Consider the following 20,786-nt stretch of genomic DNA (forward strand, 5'->3'; position numbering starts at 1 on the left):
GCCATGGTTTGGGACAGGTGAACACCGACCCTTTGATGGCACAAAGTGCGTGCATCGAGCTTTGATCGAATGCGGCTGCCGATGATTTCGGTATCGGCCCGCTTGATAGGGCTTTCTACCGCGATAGCCGCTCAAGCTCAGCAGTTCTGCGCCTATTTATGGCGGACGCGAAGTGTTGCTTTGGACGTCGTAGCTCTGGCGTTCCAGAAAGTTGTCCTGAGCCAGGCATAGCGATGATTGTGTTCGCAGTTCGGTGGTGATCAGCCAGGCGTAAGGTTGCGTGTCGCTGCAACCTTGGCCATCGCATCTGTAAACGGCGGATTTCTTTCAAATGATTCGATCAGCAACTCCGAGAGGATGCGCACTTTTTGCGCTGGGTGCGCGCTGGGCGGCCGCACGATGTAAACGTCTCCTACTGGCAGTGGGTAGCGAGTCATGATCGGAACGAGTGCGCCGGACGCCAGATATTCGTAAGTGACACAATCGGGGAGCCACGCAATACCGAGCCCCGCTGCCGCAGCACCGGCGAGCGCCGCGCCGTTATCGCTCTTGAAGCGTCCCTGCGGCTGCACGGTGATGACCTTGTTTCCATCCATGAAGCGCCAACTTTCGGCGCCGAGCAACGCCTGGTGGGCGGCGATTTCGTCCGGCGTCTCGGGTGCTCCATGTGCCTTGATGTAGTCCGGGCTGGCGACGAGCTTGCCGTAAATCTGACCCACGCGTTTGGCCAGCAGGTTCGAGTCGCGTAGGGCTCCGACCCGGATGGCACAATCGAAGCCTTCCGCGACCAGGTCGACGAAGCGATCTCCGTAGGCCGCATCAATCTGAAGGCGAGGGTAGCGGCGTGCCATCTCAGCAAGCACAGGGGCAAAGTGTATCGGGCCGGAGGAAAGCGGCACTGCGACCCGCAATCGACCACGAAGATCCCCGGTGGGAAGAATCGTTTCCCTGGCCGTTTCAATCTCGGCACTGGCTCGGGCCGCATGTTCCCGAAATGTCATACCCGCTTCTGTAAGTGCTGCACCGCGGGTGGTTCGTGCGAGAAGCTGAATGCCAAGGTCCGCTTCCAGTCGGAACAGCCGCCGACTGACGATTGATTTGGAAACTCCAAGGTGGCGCGCGGCGGCTGAGATTCCGCCAGCATCAGCGACCTCAACAAATGTTTGCAGGTCTTCGAGATTCAATCCGGCGTTCCTCATTTCGCGACACAGCTAGGCGCAGAGCGACACTAGCCCATCGTTAATCGCGACAGCAATACTGTGTTCAAGCAGCGTCGCCTCACAGCCTGATCGGCGACAGTCAAAAATGTACAACTCTGCGTAGGTGCCTAACATGATGAACAGAAATGATTTGCGTCGGGCGGACATCAATCTGCTGGTAGTTTTCGAAACCATGATGCACGAGCAAAATGTTAGCCGTGTCGGCGAGAAACTGTTCCTTGGGCAACCAGCAGTCAGTGCTGCCTTGGGGCGCCTACGCCACCTGTTCGATGACCCCTTGTTCATTCGCACCGGGCGGGTAATGGAGCCTACATCCCGCGCCCAGGAAATTTTCTCCAACCTGACGCCTGCTCTCGACAGTATTGCTGCTGCGTTGGGCAAGTGTCAGACGTTCGACCCGACAACGAGTGAGGCCACTTTTCATATTGGTCTTTCCGATGATGTCGAATACGCCTTGTTACCCACTCTGCTGCGCCGCCTACGCGTCGATGCACCGAGCATAAGGCTTGTGGTACGTCGCGCCGATCAATGGCAATTGCCCCAGTTGCTTGCATCCGGGGAGATTTCGCTTGGCATCAGCCATGCCTTGCAGCTGCCAGCCAATGCGCGGAGTAAGCATTTGCGGTCGATTCGCCCAATGCTGCTGCGGGCGGACTCTCAGGCTGGCGCACTGAACCTGGAAGAGTTCTGTCGGCGGCCGCATGCCGTGGTGTCGTCCATGGGCAACGTTATCGAGAATGCGGACCGGGTCCTCCATTCGCTTGGTCGTCAACGTAAAGTCGTCCTCGCTGTGCCGCAGTTCAGCGCCTTACCCATGCTACTCGAAGGCAGCAGCATGATTGCCATCGTGCCGGAATATGTTGCTCAGGCCATGTCTGGCTCGGGGGGCTTGAGAGCTGAAGCCGTGCCAGTTGTACTTCCTCAGCAAGAGCTATCGATGGTCTGGAGAGGGGCTGCTCACAGTGATCCGGGCGAGCGGTGGTTGCGTTCGCGATGCAGCTCTTTACTGGGAGCACAGCCCGAAGAACTTGTTCGCCAGAATATGTCGAGCGGTATTGTTGCGGCGGCAGCCTGACTAGCCCGGAGTGCATGCCACAGGCAAAGGCGGAAGTTCAGAATGTCAGTAAGTGCTAGGCACAGGCTGGTTGGTTGATCTGTGGGCACGCAGCGCTACCCGCGGTGATACCAGGGAACCCTGCGCAGCAGATGGCTCTGGTGGATAACGAAATCAATCGCATCTGATGCTGCTACTAAGAAAACCGGTTTGTCTCAGTCTGAGTGGGCGCTGACGCCAGGAGGATGATGAGCGCCGCAAGGAGTATTCATGATGCAGACCAGACGATGTTTTCCGGGCTGCCCGCTTGCCAGTTACCGGTAAAGGTTCCGCCTCTAGAAAAGTCAGCCATCGTCAAGCCGGATTATTGGGAGTCTGATCCTGCTGTGACACTTTCGGGACATTCGCAGTCCCTGAAAACATAAAACCCCTGAAGTTCTCTAGGAAAATCAGGGGTTTGTGCTTGCTTCAATTGGTGGGGCCGGGGGATTTGAACCCGTGCCGACGATTCCGCTTTACTCTGCTCTTGTCCGCTTTCCTAAGTAAATCAGCCGACTGCCGCCGTGGGCTATTGCATTGGCCGGCTGTGCCTTGCTTTATATGTGACACTTTTGGGGCACATCGGCGCTAGTGTGTTGTGCGCTACTTTGAAGTAGGTTTTTGTGGGTTCTTGATGGCTTGAATTTGCGGGAGCGTATTAGGGTATCCCTTTTGGCTATAATTTATTAGAAAGTCCTTGTAGCTTATTGCGTCAGCTATTAGCTCGTAGAATATGTAGAGGCAGCCATATATTTTTGCAAATAGATCGCCTTCATCTTTATAGAGCTGATGTAGGCTGCCATGAAGGGCAGCGTGCCTAAGGTTGTTCCAGTTGTCAGCAATATCCTTTCCAAAAAGCTCATATAAGATGGCCTTGGTTGATGCTTTTCCAGCATCTTTTAAAGAGCTATTGATCTTGCCTATTACTCTCTCGCTAAGAGGGTTTTTGGCAGATAGGTTGAGTTGCTCAAGTATTGGTATGGCTGCTTTACATTCGGCGGAGAATTTTATGTCTTTTATTCGAAGGCTTTGGTGGAATATATCAATCATGCCTTCTATATTTGAGCATACGGATTTTGTGAGGGCTTCAGCTGTATTGCTAGAGGTGCCTATTTCTCGCCAATACCAAATAATGTAATCTCTTTCGCTTTTTTTGAGTTTTTTGTATTTATTAATGAATTTTGTTAGGTAGGCGATGTGCGTTGGTGATCGGCAGGGTATCGGATTTGGAATCTGCCAAAGATTCTCTTTGTTCTCTTTTGTGTAAATGACTTCCTTTGTTTTATTCTGGCTTTTGTTGATCTCATAAATTTTCGCTAATCGTTGGCCAGTAGCTAGTTCTATGGCTTCGAGTGTTGCATTTGCGGAGATGTCACTGATGCTTCTAGGTGATGCTATCGTGATAGCAAGGTTGTCCCCGTCTTTTTTTAGAGCGTGGTCGGTGCCATTGATAGTTAGTCTTGCGGTGTCGCGCCTCTTTCCTTGCTCTCCCAAATCACTAAATTCGTTCGCGGGTATTCGTATGTTTTTTCCATCGCAGATGATGACTCTACGATATTCGGGAGGGGCCCCTTTTCCTCTCCTCGATTCACTTGTGAGAGAGTCTAGGTTGGCTCGAAATATAGCGGTGTAAGTTTGGTGATAGGCTTCGCATGTTAAATAAATATCTCGTGCCTTCCAGGTCTTGCCGGATACTGACAAGGCTTCTATTTCAAAATAGCAATCTGGGGGGATGATCTCACCTGGGCTCACTGAATAGCATAGTTCTGTGGAGCTTGTTGGTTTGAATTCTTTTGCGGTTGGGCACAGCCAAATGGCTTCCAGTTCTAGTGCGCCGCTTTCGTTTTGATAGATTTTGCCTGTAACGACATATTTTATAGGGGCGGCGGCCGATTGCCTGGATATAGATATTGTTTTGCAGGTTATGCTGAGCTTGTTTCTCTTTAATTCATCAATAAATATAGTTGTAGAGCTTGTCATGGAGATCGCTACTTTTAACCATTTTCACTAAGGCTGCTGGCTGCTGAGCAATAGCGCTATTGCATCCTTTGGCTCCAGCCTGCTCATATTTGAGTTTTCTTAGTAATCCATGTAGGTGTTTTTGATATACCCAGCTACATGTTCTATTTCAGGGTATATCGATTGCTTCGTTATTCCGAGGAGCTCAAGTTGTTGAAGAATTTTTCTTTTATCTGAACCGCGAATGATCATGCGAAGGTCGCCTAAGGAGGCTAGGTATCGACTGGGTACTTCTGCTGGATTTGTTTTTGATGTGTTCATTCCGAATAAAAGAAAGGCCCCGTCTTGTTTAATGATTCTGGGGTTGTCCAGTACTGGTTTGACACATACGACAGAGTTCAAGTGGTCCGACTCTATACGGCTTTCAAAGTAAGGTTTTTCACGCTGTATTTCGCGTACGAGTCTTATTATTTCGGGGTTTTTATTAAATGACTCGATAATCTTGTCTTTTTTGGCTGAGAATGTTGATGGCATTCTGCTTATGTTTGATATTGCACTGACCGTATCGCTATCATGATAGCGTACTTCGCTCTTCGGAACTCGAAATGCGATGACCTCTGCGTCATGCGGCTTTTCATCCTCGCAAGCGAAGTATAAGGCTATTAGTGGGTTTGCCGTTATGTCTAGGAGTCTTGTGGGTAGTGAGTAATGCTGCATCTTCACAAGACTGTTAAAAGTTGATCCGGAAATGTCGAAGTCATTGGGGCATCTGAGCATGAGCTCATGGAACATAGTGCTTTCGTTCTTAATCCAGCCGGCGTTTCTATATATTCCAGGGATTAAGTTATATTCAGAGCTTCCATGACCCCGATAATATCTAACATTCTCGCGCTCGGGTGGTATCTTGCTAATTACGCCTAGGTATGTGCGAACACTGCCGATTATCTCCGTTTGGCTGGCGTCAGTGTTTGATTTTGTAGGTTCTGGATTTTCGTCTAGTAGGGCGGCGCTAAAAGAGTTATGGATTACTGCGCTTATTCCATTTCTTGCGCCAGCTTTGCTTGCATATATTTGGCTCTGCCCCACTACTTGGCCGTTGGTGGCTTTTAGTGTGAAATAAGATTTTTCATTGTGCGTTTCTTTTATTTCAAAGGCGTCGGGCCTTAGAGCATTTTTCTTTACAGATTCAATTGCATTTAGAGCGGATTTTTTTGAGTGGAATAACTCACTTGTTAAAATTATCTCGCCGTTTCCAGCTAGCAAGTTGAAATAGTATTTTCCATTTGATGATTTTTTTAGATGGAAGCGTCCGCTCATGTTGTCGTGTCTTTCCTTGATCCAATTTCTCGGGCATACCAGCGCCTAGCTACTTCCTGGGTGATCGCTATCCCGCGTTGGGTGGGCTCAAGTTTCGATTTGCTTCATCGTACTCGGGGCTTGTTTGCCCTGCCTCTGGCATCACTTCGCCAGTGATTAGCCACCAGCGATACTTCGGAAAAACCTTCCCGATTTCCTCTATTTCCTGGGTGCCAACTCGCGCCCGGCCTCTCTTGACGTTCTGCCAGCGGAAGTACTCCTTCGTTCCGCTTTCAGCGAAGGCAGCAAGTCCAGCCAAATCCATCAATTGAATAGCTCTATCGGCTATCGGGTCTTTCATTGAAAAAGATTCGCCTTAGTCATATGTACACTGGGTCGGCGTGGTGTACTATGTGCTTGAGTACATGGTACTTAAGCGGTGCCGATCAATGCCGAACATAGTGGAACAAAGCTTATGGATACGGAAGGTCTCGACCCGCAAAAGCTGCACGGCGCACCGCCCTTGATGCCGTGGCAGAAGTTCGCCGAGTGGATCGGCATGGGCGACGAACCCATCGTGGTGCGCACCTGGGTGGAACGTAACTACCTGCCTTCGCAGAAGGTGGGCAAACGCACCATGGTCAACGTGGCCTTGCTGACCCAGCAACTTCTCGAACAGGAGTGGACGCTGTGAGCCGAACAGACCCGCAATTCAAGCTGCGCGTACCGCCCGAGCTGCGCGCCAAGATCGAACAGTCCGCCTTCGCGTCCCGTCGATCGATGAACTCGGAAGTCGTCATTCGCCTGGAAGCGAGCTACGCCCAGGACAAAGCCGCCAAGGAGGGCACCCATGAGCAAGCCTGACGAAAGCCTCGACCTGTGCAGCGTAAAGACCTTCGCCGAGCTGAGCGGCGTGACGGTTGAAGAGGTCATCAACTGGGTGGACAGCAAGACCATCCCGAGCATGAAGCTGGCCGACTTCCGCATGGTCAACCTCGCCCGTCTCCGGGCCGATCTGGAGAAGGGCAAAACCGAGTTCAAGGAAGGGGACTACGCCCATGTCTAAGCCTGCTCTCGCGTTCGATCCCATCACCGCCATCGGCTACATCGGCCAGACCGTGCTCGTCGAACTGCGCTGGGACGACGACAACGAAATGCTGTGGCGCTGCTACCACATCGTTGGCGTCGTGCTGCCGGTGCCGGACGTGTTCGAAGACGGCTACTTCCTCGTCATGCCGTTTGATATCGGTAACGACATGCCGCAAGAGGTTTACTTCGACAGCATCAACACCATCCGCGGCATCAGCGACCGTCACGCCGTCGGCAAGGTGCTGGGCTGCCTGCCGCTGCCGCACCTGTTCCAGGGCCACGCCACGCAAGGAGAGCGCCACCATGCGTAAGCCACGTATCCAGCTCGATGCCGCCACAGCCCTGAGCTATGTCGGGAAAACCGTGCTGCTCGAAACCGCCTGGGATGCTGAGCCGGAATCCTTCTGGCAATGCGTCCACATTGTGGGCGTCCTCTTGCCCACGCCGGATATGCAGGGCGCCCCATGCTTCCTGGCGGTCGAAGTCAGCTCCAGCACGCGCAACCCGAACGAGTTCTACTTCGACGACATTTGCACTATCAGGGCGATGCGGTACCGCGACCGGCACGGTTCCGGCAACGTACTGGGCCGCATGACCCTGACCCATTTGGACGGGTCAAGGGCCGCGCTCCCGGCTCGTCGGAACAGCTTCACCGTTCCGGCGAACGGAAGCACGGGCGCAGCGCACCCTTGACCCCACGCCATCATGAACAGCCTGACCACGGGAGAGTGGGGCAGCTTCACCGCCCCGCGCTCCCGAGCCCTCGGCGGCAAGAGTGGGATGACAAGGGCAAAGCCCTTGGTGTTGATCCAACCCCGCCCGCTGCACTTCGCTGACTGCCTGCGCCTGTTGTTCCTGGTGCTGCTCGGCGCCTCGCTCACCTATGCCAGCCCGCCGCCCTATGGCCGTCCGCAACTGTTCCCCTACGCCCAGGAAGAACCCTGCAAGGGAGAACAGCTAAACCGGATAACCCACCCTGAAAACTGGATAGAGAGAAACGAATGCGAGCCGTCGACGTAGAGGCCAGTGCTTCGGCGCGCCTGGGGAGGGCACCCGCTTGCGGGCGGGGCCCCCAGCGGGCGCCGCGCGCCGCTGACGTCCCTGTAACACGTCAGAAAGTAAGAAAAAGACTTCCGCAGTAATCAGCAATAGGTGAATAGATGAGAAAGCCAAAAGACTTCCTGAGACTGAACATGGTGGCCTGTGAAGACCCGACCGGGCGCCTGTTCGTCGACCCGAGCACAGCCCGTTTCGTCGACCTGTCGAAAGTCCGCTTGCTGCACTGCGGCGTCGATACCGTCCGCCAGTTGTACCGCGGTCTGATCCGTCCGGAAATCATGTGCCTGTTCGACAAGCCCGGCGCCATCGTCGACTTCGCGGGTGAGCGCTGGCATGCCGGTCGGGTCGGCAAGGACTCGGGCTACCAGTACAAGCTGCAGAACGCTGACCTGGGCTTCATCCTGCTGGTGAAGAACTTCAACGCCAAGCAGGAGAACATCGGCCCGCACCTGAAAATCGAAGTGTCGCCCCATGCCATCGACAGCCTGTCGCCTGAGCGCCTGCAAGCCCGCATGGATTTCTACGCCGAGCAGATCCTCACCAACATTGAACGCAACCAATGCGCGGTTCATCTCGCCCTGGATGTTCAAGGCTGGCAACCGCCTGCTGATCTGGTCGCCCGCATGCACTGCCGCGCCCGCTCGGCCCGCGATATTTCTGGCATCAAGGAAATTACCTGGGAGACCAAAAGCAGCGTCTACGGACGGGGCGAGACCTATATGTTCGGCTTTGCCGGTGGCGTCCAGCTGGCGATTTACAACAAGACCGAACAGGCCCGAGCGGCGGACAAGCTCGACTACTGGGAAGGCATCTGGAAGCGCCGCAACAGCCTCGACGACAACGACCCGGACAACTACAACCCGGCCCAGGACGTGTGGCGTGTCGAGCTGCGTTATCACCATTCCGTCATCCAACAATTCGCCAGCGGTTCCGTCGATCTGCACAGCGGCCAGGCCATCGACACCAACAGCTATGCCGCGTTCACACCGCACCTCGATGGCCTCTGGCGCTACGGCATGCAGCAGTTCAAGTTGCTGGCTCGCCCTGGTTACTACGAACCCATCTGGACACTGCTACGCGAAGACGCCCGCGTTGATCTGCCGGTCGATTCGCTGCTGGAAGACACCGAATACAAGCGCAACTACAAGACTTCGCGCGGCTTCTCCGGCAAGAACGTGGAACTGTTCCTGGGAAACTTCGTAAGCCTGCTGGCACGGGAGCGAGTGGGCGCTAGAAAGGGTTTTTACCGGCTCAAGGACTGGGAATGCTGGCCGGTGATCCGTGACCACTATGCCGCCAAGGGCATGGACGAGGACGGGCTGTATAAGCACCTCAAGAACATCCTGGAAGAACGGCATGTGAGGTGGGGCAGGGCTGTATGACGGTCAAAAAGCGCCCTGACGGTCGATGGTTGGCAGACGTACAGCCGATCCGTGGCCAGCGTTTCCGCAAGCTGTTTGCCACCAAGGCGGAAGCCCTGCGCTATGAGCAGTACATCACCGCCAACAAGGCCACTGACCCGGCCTGGAACCCCAAGGCCCAGGATCGCCGCCGACTCTCGGAGCTTGTGGGTCTGTGGTTCGATTTGCACGGCCACATGCTCAAAGATGGTGAACGCAGAAAGGCCAAGCTCGATGCCCTGTGCGTTCGTCTACGTGACCCCATCGCCATGAAGCTCGACCCGGCCACCTACGCTCATGATCGCCGCTTGCGGGCAGAAGCCGGCATCACGCCCAAGACCCTGAACAACGAACTGGGCTACATCCGGGCCGTTTTCAATGAGCTTCGCGGCTTGGGCCAGATCGACTACGCCAACCCGTTGGAGCTGATGAAGCTCTACAGGATCGAAGAGAGGGAACTGTCCTGGCTGACCCAGGAACAGATAGCCGATCTCCTGACCGCCATTCGTGAAGGCTGCGACAACCCGCACGTCGAGCCTATCGTGCTGCTCTGTCTGGCCACTGGTGCTCGATGGTCGGAAGCGGAAGGCCTCACACCGTCCAGGCTGCGCAATGGTGCTGTCACCTACAGCAAGACGAAATCCAGCAAGGTGCGAACGGTGCCCATCCCGGCCGAGCTGGAAGCCCTCATACGCAACCACTGGAAGCGGCATGGCCAGTTCACCGGGGCGATCACGTCATTCCGTCGAGCCTTGAGCCGATCCGGCATCGTGCTGCCGAAAGGGCAGGCCAGCCACGCGCTCCGGCACACCTTCGCCAGCCACTTCATGCAGAAGGGCGGGAACATCCTCACGCTACAGAAAATCCTGGGCCACTCCAGCTTGGCCATGACCATGCGCTATGCGCACTTGGCGCCGGAGCATCTGGCGGAAGCGGTAAAACTCAACCCGTTGGCAGGTGTGACACTTTCGGGACATTCGCAGTCCCTGAAAACACAAAACCCCTGAAATTCTCTAGGAAAATCAGGGGTTTGTGCTTGCTTCAATTGGTGGGCCGGGGTAATCTGAAATGATTTTCTATCGCTATGAAATATAAGGTAAAAAACCGGTTAAATATTCTTGTGGAATACCATTTGGAATACCACAAGTCGGATTTGAACTCAGGAGATGCCAAGACGCGGCTCCGTGGCTGCTTTGCCCATCCCATGCAACCACTGCCGCACCGCTGCTTTCAAGTGCTCGCCAGGTGCGCGCTGGTTTCTGCCTCCATTCTCACCAGGGTCTCAATCACTTGCGCGCGCTTCAGGCCATGTTGCTTGGCTAGCTCATCCAGCTGGGCAATCACTGCTTTTGATAGCATCACGTTGATCTGTTTCTTGTCGGCGTTACGCTCGTCAAATTGCTGGCGATTCCATCGCTTTTTGATCTCTTGGATCATCGCCTTTTGCTCATGGCGGCCGAGCTCGGCATGGTCGAAGAACATTAGCAGCTCGTTGTAGTTACTGATCGGGAGCTGTCTGGAGTGCGGACGGAGGTGGTGTTTTTCGAGCCACTCCCAGGCACAAGTGCAACGTTTTTTGCTTTCCTTTTTGTCAGAGAACCACTCGAAGGCACTATCCCGCGCCACGTGGCGGAGCCATTCCTCCCGCAAGGAATTGACTTCGCGTGCCTTCGTTTCAAGCTCTATGTCCCAAAGATCAATCATGGCAACAAGGTGGTCTTTCCCTTCGAGATGAACCAGCTCCCGCGGGATTCGAATGCCTGTCAGTTGCTCGATGCGTGCGAGCAACCATTTATGTTGCCTTTCGTTCCCCTCTTCAATCCAGCCCAGTCTTTCGTCCGATAGCAGTAACCGATCCTTTTTTGACGGGATGCGAAGAATGCGATTCGCGCGTTGTTTTAAGCACTTGGCGATCTCGTCTCGCATGGTGGGGCGGTTACAGGTATTGGGATTTAGCTTGGCTCCTTCGTTGAGGTAGAGATCCAGCCATAGCCAGATGTCATGACGGTTGCTCTGGTGCGGATCTCGAAGAAGCTGGCTGAGTGCGTCAGAGGTCTTGCTTCCTGCATGATTCTCAATAGTCAAAATACATCACCAAAATATTGTTGACAGAAATTTACTATTTATTTCATTGAAAATTCTATATGAATTCCACATTGGATCTATAGAAATTATAGGATCAATCTATACCTATTCTTTCTTTATTCTATTGGCGGTTAACGGTTATTCTATAACTATTCTAGAATTATTCTATTGATTGATTTTTCTTCGATATGCCCAGAAACTGCTGGTCATGAGTGCTTTCATGGCTTGATTCATGGCGTTTTGGGGATGGTGCTAGCGCTGATTAATTTTGATGGATTGTTGGCCATAGTCAACGAAGCCGTCCCTGAAGTATGCAGATAAGGGTCTGTCTCGCGTGACGTCGTGCTGGGGTACGACCCCAGCTCAGCGTTTTTTTTTATCGCCCCTGCAGATCCTCTGAACGAATACGAGGAGCCCGTTCATGAGGATCATCCGATTGAAAGAAGTCATCGACTCGACCGGTCTGGCCCGGTCGACCATCTACAAATACATCAAGGAAGGCACCTTCCCGAAGCCGGTATCCCTGGGTGACCGCTGCGTCGGCTGGGTCGATAGCGAGGTGCATGACTGGATCCTGGCAAGGATCGAGGAGCGTGACCTGGCGGAGGAGGGGGCCGCGGTGCGCTCCACCAGCCACCTGAGTATGGCCAGCTAAAACTACCACCTGCGCCATGACCGGCTAAGGCTGGTCATGGCGTTTATGCTGCTTGGAAAGTCCAACGCTCTCAGCTAACTCTCCCAGGATGTGATTCGGTGAGTCTCTCGGCTGGCTAGGCAATGTTGCTCTCCATTGCCTAGCCAGCCTGGGATGGTCGCTGGGGCTTGGATCGGGATCTAGTTATATAGATCCAGGCTATCAATCCATAACCACTCAATAGGCTGAGCTCTAATGGCTACACGAGCTCTATCACCCTGCCTATGGGTTAGGCCGTCGGTTAAAAAATACACAGCACGTACCTGGTATGCGAAACCACCAATCAGGTACACAACCATGACCGAACGAAACACCAACACCCTTCGATCTCAGTCCGATACCGCTATCCGGATTGAGCGCCTCATCAACGCCATCCAGCGTACAGATAGCCAAGCCTACCGAATCACATACTCGAAGCATGGAGATGAGCAGGTCAGAGAAACCAGGCTGTCAAAATACTTCGATGGGATCGAGCAGATGGTCACGCTGTTCGAGGGAGATGTGGAGTACCAGTCCAGCTGGCACTTGAGCCTCTTTCAGCAAGCCTGCCAGTCCATTGGGGTTGAGCTCAGCCCCGTTGGAATTACCTGCTTAAACGAGGACGAAACACGCTACCTGAGCACCAGCGAGACACTGAACGAGCTGACCAAGTGCATCCGTACTCTCCGCACCCAAAAGAGGTTCATGCGTCGGGACGCTGACCAGCGCTACCTGGCCATTCAGCAGGAGATCGAGGTCGGCCGCTACGTGGATACCGTGCTTGATCGCTACGCCCGTACCTGCGTGGTCAGGGTTGATCTGTATTACCGTACAGAGGCCCAAGCGAGGTTGCGTGTGGAGCGCGTATTCGACGACCTGAATCGGTTGATTGCTGAGCGTGAACGTAACCTGATTTTTGACCATGAAACCGGCTACATCTGCAGCGTTGAACAAGGCGAGGATCGGGGCTATCACATCCATGCTGCGTTCTTCTTCAACGGCTCTGAAGTGAGTGCCGACATCTACAGGGCCCAGCGGATCGGTGAGCTGTGGGAGCGCATTACCCGTGGTCAGGGCTGCTTCAACAACTGCAACCTCGAAAAGGATAAATACCAAGACAGGCTTGGCATTGGCCTGATCCACCGGCGAGACCTGAACGCGCGGGGTCACGTGCATTACGCCATGCGTTACCTGGTCAAGAGTGATCAACATCTGCGACTCAAGCCGGTAGGTGCTCGCTGCTTGCGTAAGGGGCAGGCAAGGAGAGGCTTTCGGGGCGACTAATCGGCCCGCTCTCCCTGCGACTGTAACTCATCACGCAGGTTGGTTTGGTAGCTAAAGCTCGTGCTGGTGATCCGATGGGTCGCCAGCGTGCCGGGTGCTAGCGCAGTGCCTGTGGAGTCCTGGTCGGCCGATGGTTTAGGCTCTGTCCAGGAATCCAAGGCTGGTGTGAGTGCTGTGGGATGACAGAGAAGGGGGAGCGATGCCGGCAGCATTACCAGTCGGTATATGAACGGAATCAGCCGGCACTCAGCAAGGGACGTGCTCTTGATGAAAGCCTGCATCATTTCCTGGATCAACGGCCGGCAGGTAAAAACCTCTCTGCTCTTGACCGTTCGACGGGCCTGGCTTCAGCTGCGTTTTGGCGTGATGTGGAGGCGGTCACTCGCTCCGAGCTGGCAAGCCTTGCTCTCAGTCGGGTGCTGCACTTCGACAATGCAGTCAGTGTCGACCTACTGCTGGAGCTGGCCAGCCATGCCCCAGACACCCTCAGATGGGCAATCCGCTACTCGAAGCTGTTTGAGCGTACTGCTTCGCCGCTATGGCTTGCGCTTCGTGCGGCGCTCGTGGGGGGAGAGTGGCAGGTATTCTTCGGTGTCTGTGACCGTTTGCTGGATCAGCTCAAGCCCTTTGATGAGCTGATTACCAACGCTGAAAAGCAGCTTGGGCACTTATCCCTGCTGGAATTGTTTTCCTACCTCAGCGTGCTGGCTTATCAGGCGTTTTCTGAAGACGCTTCCGATGATCGTTCCGGCCAGCAGTGGAAGGTCTACAACCGCATTATCCTGAGGAAACTCCAGGCTTGCCCGGAGGAAGATTTTCGCCTGAACGAGTCGCGGCTCGGGCAGTCGCTGAAGCGTCACCTGTCACCGATTATTTTCCCCGAATCGTCCACCGTTGATGCAGCTAGATGTCGTGAAAACCTCGAATGGCTAGCTGTTCTGATTGCGGCAACCCAAGAGCGGATCGATTACGAGGGTTCGATTGACTGGTTCTGCTTCGATCCTGAATGCCGTTACCAGCTAAAGCCGGGCGAGTCGGTTATCTATAACCAGTCGGAGGCGGGAACCGAGCGGTGGCAGCGAACCGGGCGCAAGAGCGATCTGCTTTGGCACTACTGGATGAGCCGTGCCGTGCAGGCATTCGTCGACTCCGGCCTGGCCGAACAAATGATCGGCTCGCCGGAGAATCATGAGCTGAATCAGTTGGCCTACATCAAGGCGATGCGCAGCGAGCTGCAGTTGCAGCAGATTTACGGCCTGGGTCATCGGCTCTCACTCAGTGATGGCATCCAGGTTCAGCTTCACCACGTGTTGCTGGCGAGTGAACTGACGTCGGTTTTCTTTCAGAGCCAGTTCATCCAGCCATTCCAGGGCTATCTTCGCGAGTCAGGCGTGCTTGCCCATGCGCTCGGCCGTCTGGCCATGGATGGCTTGCTGTCGAGGGAAAACAGGTTCCCCATGACCTGGTTCGAAGAGGAAGAGAAGATCCGCAGGATTAAAGGCTGGACGGTCAGCAAGGAACATCCGCGAGGCAGCGCCGATTCAGCCAAGGCCATTCTCAGATTCTGGACCAGCGACCTCAGCGCGTTATCTCAGCAACTGAAGCAGCAGCCAGGGATGCCTGCGCCGCGCCTATATGAGCAGCCCTTCTACAAAGTTGGCCGCTACAGCTTTCAGTTTCCTTGGGTCGGCGCGCAGCAGAACAACCTGACGGCAGCCCTCAATAACCTGCGGCGCGTGAAAGCCCGCAGAGCTGATGTGCAGACAGAAACCCAGCGTGTGGAGCTGGCACTGGCCGAGAGCCTTCGGCAACGAGGCTTTACCGTTGAGGTGGGTTATCGGCCGCTAGTGACAGAAGAAGACGATGCCGGAGAAGTGGATTTGATCTGCCAGCAGGATGGCGTACTGCTGCTCATGGAAGTCAAGTCGGGGTATATCCGTTCGACTACCCATGAGGTCTGGTTGCATCGCACCAACACCTTGCGTAAGGCTGCCTGGCAGCTACGGCGCAAGCGGATTGCGGTGGCAAAGGCGTTGGTGGCTGATCAAGATCTGCGCTTCAGGTTGGGCTACCACGGTCAGCATCCTGAGGCGGACCTGCGGGCTTGGATCGTCGATACCTCCATTGAGCTCGATGGGCAGTCAGTCGATGGGTTCAGAGTGGTATCCCGTGAGGCACTGGAGGTCATTCTGCGTGACGAGAAGCAGCTCCTCCGGCCAATGGGGCAGCTTGACGAGGAAGGTCAGCATTCGCTGTTTCCCGACGGGTTTACTGCGGGACGATTTATCGCTGTTGTCGAGTCCGATGAGCTGTGGCGAGGCATCTGCTAGCACTTGGATGGTAATGGCCTTGGTTCGGTCTGCTACGCGGTGCGTTGGCATCGGCCGCATCCTGAGTGCCGACCGGGCGATTCAGCGTCATGTGCACAAGGCCGTGAAGTACCCCGTCAAAGATGCGCAGCACCTGCGTTTGAGGCCTGAGGGGAGCCGGTGCCGGCGGACGGGAATGCTCTGGTAGTCGAGCGCCATGGGCGGGGATGGCGTATCCAAACACCCCATCAATCGTTTGAGTGGATGACCTGCCCACTTTGTTTACATGCCAAAAGTGGACAGGTGGCCATGGCAGGAGCGCCTCGCTATGGTCGAGCCATCACCTATCCGGAGGTTCACCATGTTCACTTTGCTGATCTCGCCTCATGATGTCCTGGCCCTTGTCTGTCTTGTGGCGGTCTTGCTCGGACTGGCCAGGCTGGCCTATGGCGGTGCAGTCCAGTGAGCGTCCGGACTTCGATACCGCGGCGGTATCGATCGTGCTAGTCAGGCCGCTTCATCGTGAACAGCCTGTCAGACTGCTTCTGCTGGAGTAGTTGGGGCGCTGCTGACTCAGCCCCACAGGTTATTACAGATCCGCTGCACAGCCGCGTTGGCCGCTCGGCGATCAAAACCCTCAGGATCGAAACAGCCACCGGCCCATTCCAGTGCGTTTCGGCCTTCCTCGCTGGCCGGTTGCTGGATCAGTGCCAGAAAGTCCAGATAACCCGGCACACCGCCTACATCCTCGGGAGGGCAGGCGCGGGCGCCATCTAGCACTTCACACCAGCTTCCAGTGAAGTCGCAGGGTTCAACGGCCTCTACGGCGATCACGTGCTGCCAGCTATCGCCGAAGTCGTAGAGGTAGCGCAGCCGGTCGCCTTCCTTCAGCATGCGGCGCAGCTTGAACTTGCGATCATCCAGCGCTTCGTCGTCATCCATAAACTCGGCATCCAGGGGCATGTAGCGGTTCATCCCCAAACTGAACTCATGCAGATGACTGCTGTGCCAGCCCATGGCCGCCTGAATGAAATGGTGCAGTTTACGCAGGGTGCAATCGCCGCTGACGCGAATGCGCCGCCAGATCGGCGGATCGAGCTGCAGCGGTTCCAGTTGGATATGCAGGGTGTAGAGCAGAGGTTGAGTGGCCATGTCTTTATCCTTGCTCAGTGATACAGCCACGGCTGCAGTTCATCCAGGTTGGCGACGACAATCTGCTGCGCCGTCGCCTTGGCATGCACCTTGGTCGGGTCGATCTGATAGCGCTGCAGCACGTACTGCACCAGGGCGCCGCGGGTTTCGATTACCAGTCGGCCATCCTGCATGCCGTAGTCGGCCTCGATGATGGCGCGTTGTTCTTGTTTCAGGCGCGAGTCGGGCTCGATGATCACCGGCAGTGAGGTGGCCCAGCCCGGATCACTCTCGCGGCCGTGATCGGTCGGATCATCCATCAGCTCCGGTATACCCCGGAAGCGGCTCAGGACGAAGTCACGATAGTCCCGATTCTTCTCGCAGTACGCTCGCACATGCCAGCGCATGCCGGTGTAAACCAGGGTGTGCGGGGCAATCAGGCGGGTTTCGCCATCGGGCGTGGTGAAGGACACGTACTCGCATTCCAGGCGCAGCCCCTCCCGGCAGGCTTTGAGCAGCGGGCGCAGCACTTCCGGCCTTACCGAGCGATCCGGCACTGCCAGTACCTCTGTGTGCGCATAGGCCAGTGCCAGGCCTTCGATATGCGGAGCGCGCTCATGGTTCTGGTTGAGCAGGTGCAGATAGGCGCTGGCGCTGTCGTCGATGAACAGCGGTTGGAAGCGTCGGCTCGGGACGTACCCCTTCAAATGCTTGTCATATTCGAGGTTCTTCGGCGCGTGTTCGCTGATGTAGGTGTTGATGTCCTTCGACGCCTGCTGGCGGCTGATGCCGAAGCTCTGCATCAAGTGATTGGTGGTCAGGCGGCCTTCCCACCAGGCCACTGTCTCGATGAGGCGATAGCGCAGCGCCAGATCCCAGCGCACGGACTCGATTGACTGCTTGCGTTTCATGGCCCTTCCATCTGCTCGAAAACTTTAAGTTCGCCGAATTCATTTCAGGGCTGATTGTACTGTCTGCCGGGCGGACAATCCGCCTGAAAACTTGACCTGTATGAATGCCCACTATTGGTGTGTCCAGTCGCGCGACATATCTTTCAGGTTGCCCGTTAGATGTGGTGGTCAAGAATGGGCAGCCCAACATCAGTGCCCATCGTCAGGCGGTTTTCTTTGCGAGCAAGTCGGGCGATTACTGTCTGCGTCACCGCGGCTGGCGGCATCGCGAAGTACAAGCTGCCTGAGTCGCTGGCTGAAATATGAACAGATGTACAAAAAAACACTGGCCAGCTGCCTCTCAGGCTTTACCCAAATAAGACCGGTGGATATTGTGACCGCAGTATCATCATGGAGGGCCGCAGTAGCGTCAGGGATAGCCGCTAACCCGCTTCACCTCCCGACCGGGCGCGTCGATTTTGCGTCGCCCTTGTTCGGCCTGAGCCCGTTTACCCGTGAGGGTGAGTACGACCTTTCATGCCGTTTGGGACTGGACCATGGACAAGGAGTCACCCCTGAAAATAGTCGTATGCAGCAACTCCATTTCCCAAGCTATTGTTGCGGGTGCGCGCGTATGAGGGTGGCACGGTCGTGACTATGAACCCTTTACTCCGTATGGCGTCGATTGCTGGCGTTGAGGTTGCCGTCAAGCTCCATATAGCCAGGGGCGATGACCTAAACGCCCGGGACAATGCCGGCGCCACTCCTCTGATGCTTGCCGCCGCAAGAAGGAAAAAGGGTGTTGTGCGGCTTCTTTTGACTGCTGGAGCCAATCCGGAACTGCTCGACTCTCAAGGGGTGAGCACCCTGGCCTACGCGGAGAAGGGTGGATGTTCTGAATGTATCGCACTGCTGCGAAATGCTCTGGATGTTCTGGACCCGATAAAAGAGAGCGAGGTGCCCGGAGAAGCTTCGTCTCTGCCGAGTGAGTCAACCCAGGCCAATGCCACAAAGGCAGATGCCTCTCAGGCCTCCCTCTCTAGAGAGCTTGATTCCTGCAAAGCGGAGGATGAGCCGGTCTGTATGGAAGCTCAGCTCAGAAAAGTAGCTGAGGTTGATGGCCGTTTCATTCCTAGACCCTCTCCCTCTGGTGAAGGGCCTTTTCTGAATGTGGAGGAGTCGTTCACCGTCAAACAAGCTTTACCCGTCGTTATGGGAAGGCTGTCAAACCTCATCGATATTGACGACGAACCTCTTGAGTCTGGATTTGAAAGCGACTGGTTAGCGGAGCCGGAGGCGGTTGCCCCGAAGGGTGACGATACCGTTGCCAAGGGAACCAGTGCACTTCAGGAAGTGATCGGTCGGCACAAAGCTATCGATACTGATGTGGAATGGGACGACATTGACCTGTTCCTCCCCGTCAGGGCGCTTCCGTTGGCGCATGACGAGGGCGAAGGCGTCCGTGGTTTGCTACTCCGGGCGCTGCGTGAGGGTGCTGTATCCGAAGCCGATCTTATCGAGGTCTGTCGAGGGGCTGACGACTGTCGCAACGAAGAGTCTGAGCGATTGCTGGCCTTTGTTTTGGGCGATCTGGGTGTGGTGATCGACGAATCCGGGGCGTGGGCTTATCAGTCGGATCTGACTGAGCCAACGGCCGAAGAGGAGCTGTTATTAGTTGAGGCCCTGGAGTTTGCGGAGGACCTGGCATCCGGTCGCAACGACCCTTTGCGATACTACGTCAAAGGACTCAAAGCTGACCTGCTTCGGGCCGAAGAAGAAATTTCTTTGGGACGTGAGATGGAGGAGGCCGGGGCTCAGGCGCTGGACGCTCTTTCTGGCTGGCCCGCGGGCCTTTCTATGGTTTTCGAGGCTGCTGATAGGGTTGCTCGTGGAGAAGCTGATTATGGAACATTTAGTTCCGAGATTGCGCCCGGTGAGGGAGATGAGGAGAGCATTGGGTCGGCGGCAATTGAGGACGATGCTGAAAAAGATGAAGAAGTAGCCTCTGATCCAAAGGGGGCAGCTTTCCTCTCCGCAATCTCCGCAGCAAGATCTGCGGGCGGAGATCAAGTCCGAGTGCGCTCAGCACTTGCAGCTGCGTGCCTTTCAAGAGGCTTCCTGTTAGAGCTTGCACGTAAAGCAGCCGACCCGGCGGGCGAGACTTTCGTATCTGCAGTTCGGCGCCAGGTCGGTGCAAGGGAGCGGATGATCCTCGCTAACCTGCGCTTGGTGTACTCCACTGCCAGGAAATATATGTGGTCTGAGCTTCCCTTCGATGATCTGGTGCAGGAGGGGAATATCGGTCTGATCAAGGCCGTTGAGCGCTATGACTGGCGAAAGGGATTTAGATTTTCCACTTATGCAATGTGGTGGATCCGTCAGCAGATATCTCGCGCAATAGACAACAAGGCTAGGACCATTCGTGTTCCGGTGCACGTTCACAAAGACGCCTTGCCTATCCTGCGCCAGAGGGCGCTATATGAAAACAAGACAGGGCGCCCTGAAACCGAAATCGAGACGTCGCGTCGGATGGGGATACCCATCGATAAAATCAGATTTTTCCTGGCAGCTTTTGATGATGTCGTCTCCTTGGATGAGGTCAGCAGAGATACTGGACTTCCTCGTATCGACACCTTGGTGGAGTTTGAGACTTCGGATCCTGCTCCTGCAGTTGAGGAGGACTCTCTTCGGAAGCTCATTCTCAATGTTATTGGTAGCCTTGATGAGCGTGCCGCTGAGGTAATAAAGCTTCGCTTTGGTCTTGGGGGCGAGGAGCCCATGACTTTGGAGGAGGTGGGGCTTCGATTCAATGTTACTCGCGAACGAATTCGACAAATAGAATCAAAAGCCTTGGGGAAATTATCCACCCCTGCAAGGAAAGAAAAACTTGCCCTGTACATGGGCGATCAATTTGAGTGGAAGCTTCCCCCCGCACCCCCTTCCTCCTCAGCGGAAATGCCACAATCGCCCGAAGATAGGCATGCTCGAGAGGTGACGTGTGATCAACAGCTCGCTGATCCGCTGAAGGATGTTTTCCAATCGGGCGAGCAGCCTGTGTCGGCGAGAAGCCCTGAGGCAGTATCCGAGCGTCAATATGAGCTGCTTTCCGAGCTTCTCGAAGAGGCTCGAATGTTAGGGCTTACGGTAGAGGACGCTCGTCTCCATGGCGGACAGATCCGCGTGTCTTTTTCGGCACGGTCAGATGCCGCTATTCGCAGTATTGCCCGGAAACTCATGAATGCCGGATTTGCCCTTCATTTAGGAAATACCTACGTCAAATGAACGTGAGAACCCGATT

The 20,786-nt window shown here is 55.2% G+C and carries 20 protein-coding genes and 1 pseudogene; 13 read left to right on the forward strand and 8 right to left on the reverse strand.

What is annotated here, in order from left to right:
• Positions 1-260: 260 nt before the first annotated feature.
• Positions 261-1,184, reverse strand: a complete 924-nt coding sequence (locus ACW9UL_RS05280; RefSeq protein ID WP_195882831.1) for a LysR family transcriptional regulator — start codon at positions 1,182-1,184, stop codon at positions 261-263.
• A gap of 148 nt (positions 1,185-1,332) precedes the next feature.
• Between ACW9UL_RS05280 and ACW9UL_RS05285 the strand changes: the two genes are divergently transcribed.
• The gene (locus ACW9UL_RS05285; RefSeq protein ID WP_457789345.1) at positions 1,333-2,295 is read left to right on the forward strand and encodes a LysR family transcriptional regulator; all 963 of its coding nucleotides are present in this window, start codon (positions 1,333-1,335) and stop codon (positions 2,293-2,295) included.
• A 621-nt stretch (positions 2,296-2,916) separates the two neighbouring features.
• On the opposite strand, the gene ACW9UL_RS05290 is transcribed toward ACW9UL_RS05285, so the two are convergent.
• The 4 genes and pseudogenes from ACW9UL_RS05290 to ACW9UL_RS05305 form a co-directional block, all read right to left on the reverse strand.
• Positions 2,917-4,293, reverse strand: a complete 1,377-nt coding sequence (locus ACW9UL_RS05290; protein WP_457789347.1) for a hypothetical protein — start codon at positions 4,291-4,293, stop codon at positions 2,917-2,919.
• Between the two features lie 99 nt (positions 4,294-4,392).
• Positions 4,393-5,217, reverse strand: coding sequence for an FRG domain-containing protein (locus ACW9UL_RS05295; protein ID WP_457790912.1), 825 nt, complete (start codon positions 5,215-5,217; stop codon positions 4,393-4,395).
• A 42-nt stretch (positions 5,218-5,259) separates the two neighbouring features.
• Positions 5,260-5,589: pseudogene (locus tag ACW9UL_RS05300) on the reverse strand (YegP family protein); the annotation flags it as partial.
• Between the two features lie 67 nt (positions 5,590-5,656).
• A complete protein-coding gene (locus tag ACW9UL_RS05305; RefSeq protein WP_457789349.1) occupies positions 5,657-5,929 on the reverse strand; it encodes a DNA-binding protein in 273 nt (90 codons plus the stop codon).
• Between the two features lie 114 nt (positions 5,930-6,043).
• On the opposite strand from ACW9UL_RS05305, the gene ACW9UL_RS05310 reads away from it, so the two are divergent.
• The 8 genes from ACW9UL_RS05310 (at position 6,044) to ACW9UL_RS05345 (ending at position 10,123) form a co-directional block, all read left to right on the forward strand.
• On the forward strand, positions 6,044-6,262 hold the full coding sequence (locus tag ACW9UL_RS05310; RefSeq protein ID WP_312913460.1) for a DNA-binding protein: 219 nt from the start codon (positions 6,044-6,046) through the stop codon (positions 6,260-6,262).
• Complete coding sequence (locus tag ACW9UL_RS05315) at positions 6,259-6,432, forward strand: Arc family DNA-binding protein (protein ID WP_092374249.1); 174 nt, start codon at positions 6,259-6,261, stop codon at positions 6,430-6,432. The genes ACW9UL_RS05310 and ACW9UL_RS05315 overlap by 4 nt, the downstream gene beginning before the upstream one ends.
• Positions 6,419-6,634 carry a hypothetical protein gene (locus ACW9UL_RS05320; protein WP_457789352.1) on the forward strand — a complete coding sequence of 72 codons (216 nt, stop codon included), beginning with the start codon at positions 6,419-6,421 and terminating at the stop codon, positions 6,632-6,634. Before ACW9UL_RS05315 ends, ACW9UL_RS05320 begins: the two co-directional genes overlap by 14 nt.
• Positions 6,627-6,968, forward strand: coding sequence for a hypothetical protein (locus ACW9UL_RS05325; RefSeq protein WP_457789354.1), 342 nt, complete (start codon positions 6,627-6,629; stop codon positions 6,966-6,968). Before ACW9UL_RS05320 ends, ACW9UL_RS05325 begins: the two co-directional genes overlap by 8 nt.
• Positions 6,961-7,350, forward strand: coding sequence for a hypothetical protein (locus ACW9UL_RS05330; protein ID WP_457789356.1), 390 nt, complete (start codon positions 6,961-6,963; stop codon positions 7,348-7,350). Before ACW9UL_RS05325 ends, ACW9UL_RS05330 begins: the two co-directional genes overlap by 8 nt.
• Before the next feature lie 12 nt (positions 7,351-7,362).
• Complete coding sequence (locus ACW9UL_RS05335) at positions 7,363-7,677, forward strand: hypothetical protein (protein ID WP_457789358.1); 315 nt, start codon at positions 7,363-7,365, stop codon at positions 7,675-7,677.
• A 140-nt stretch (positions 7,678-7,817) separates the two neighbouring features.
• A complete protein-coding gene (locus tag ACW9UL_RS05340; protein ID WP_457789360.1) occupies positions 7,818-9,098 on the forward strand; it encodes a phage replication initiation factor in 1,281 nt (426 codons plus the stop codon).
• On the forward strand, positions 9,095-10,123 hold the full coding sequence (locus ACW9UL_RS05345) for a phage integrase (protein ID WP_457789362.1): 1,029 nt from the start codon (positions 9,095-9,097) through the stop codon (positions 10,121-10,123). Before ACW9UL_RS05340 ends, ACW9UL_RS05345 begins: the two co-directional genes overlap by 4 nt.
• A gap of 223 nt (positions 10,124-10,346) precedes the next feature.
• Here ACW9UL_RS05345 and ACW9UL_RS05350 read toward each other — a convergent pair whose 3' ends face one another.
• A complete protein-coding gene (locus ACW9UL_RS05350; protein ID WP_457789364.1) occupies positions 10,347-11,201 on the reverse strand; it encodes a hypothetical protein in 855 nt (284 codons plus the stop codon).
• 421 nt (positions 11,202-11,622) lie between these two features.
• On the opposite strand from ACW9UL_RS05350, the gene ACW9UL_RS05355 reads away from it, so the two are divergent.
• The 3 genes from ACW9UL_RS05355 to ACW9UL_RS05365 all read left to right on the forward strand — a co-directional run bounded on the left by ACW9UL_RS05355 (position 11,623) and on the right by ACW9UL_RS05365 (position 15,488).
• Positions 11,623-11,856: a helix-turn-helix transcriptional regulator gene (locus tag ACW9UL_RS05355; protein ID WP_033978991.1), complete on the forward strand. Its 234-nt coding sequence runs from the start codon at positions 11,623-11,625 to the stop codon at positions 11,854-11,856.
• A gap of 336 nt (positions 11,857-12,192) precedes the next feature.
• Complete coding sequence (locus ACW9UL_RS05360; RefSeq protein ID WP_457789366.1) at positions 12,193-13,158, forward strand: YagK/YfjJ domain-containing protein; 966 nt, start codon at positions 12,193-12,195, stop codon at positions 13,156-13,158.
• Positions 13,159-13,337: 179 nt separating this feature from the next.
• Positions 13,338-15,488, forward strand: a complete 2,151-nt coding sequence (locus tag ACW9UL_RS05365; RefSeq protein ID WP_457789368.1) for an NERD domain-containing protein — start codon at positions 13,338-13,340, stop codon at positions 15,486-15,488.
• A gap of 552 nt (positions 15,489-16,040) precedes the next feature.
• Here ACW9UL_RS05365 and ACW9UL_RS05370 read toward each other — a convergent pair.
• Both ACW9UL_RS05370 and ACW9UL_RS05375 read right to left on the reverse strand, forming a co-directional pair.
• The gene (locus tag ACW9UL_RS05370) at positions 16,041-16,619 is read right to left on the reverse strand and encodes a plasmid pRiA4b ORF-3 family protein (protein WP_457789370.1); all 579 of its coding nucleotides are present in this window, start codon (positions 16,617-16,619) and stop codon (positions 16,041-16,043) included.
• A gap of 14 nt (positions 16,620-16,633) precedes the next feature.
• Positions 16,634-17,509: a helix-turn-helix transcriptional regulator gene (locus ACW9UL_RS05375; protein WP_457789372.1), complete on the reverse strand. Its 876-nt coding sequence runs from the start codon at positions 17,507-17,509 to the stop codon at positions 16,634-16,636.
• Positions 17,510-18,145: 636 nt separating this feature from the next.
• Between ACW9UL_RS05375 and ACW9UL_RS05380 the strand changes: the two genes are divergently transcribed.
• A complete protein-coding gene (locus ACW9UL_RS05380) occupies positions 18,146-20,770 on the forward strand; it encodes a sigma-70 family RNA polymerase sigma factor (protein WP_457790913.1) in 2,625 nt (874 codons plus the stop codon).
• The last annotated feature ends 16 nt before the right edge of the window (positions 20,771-20,786 follow it).

This window comes from Pseudomonas sp. PL-6 (assembly GCF_054110165.1).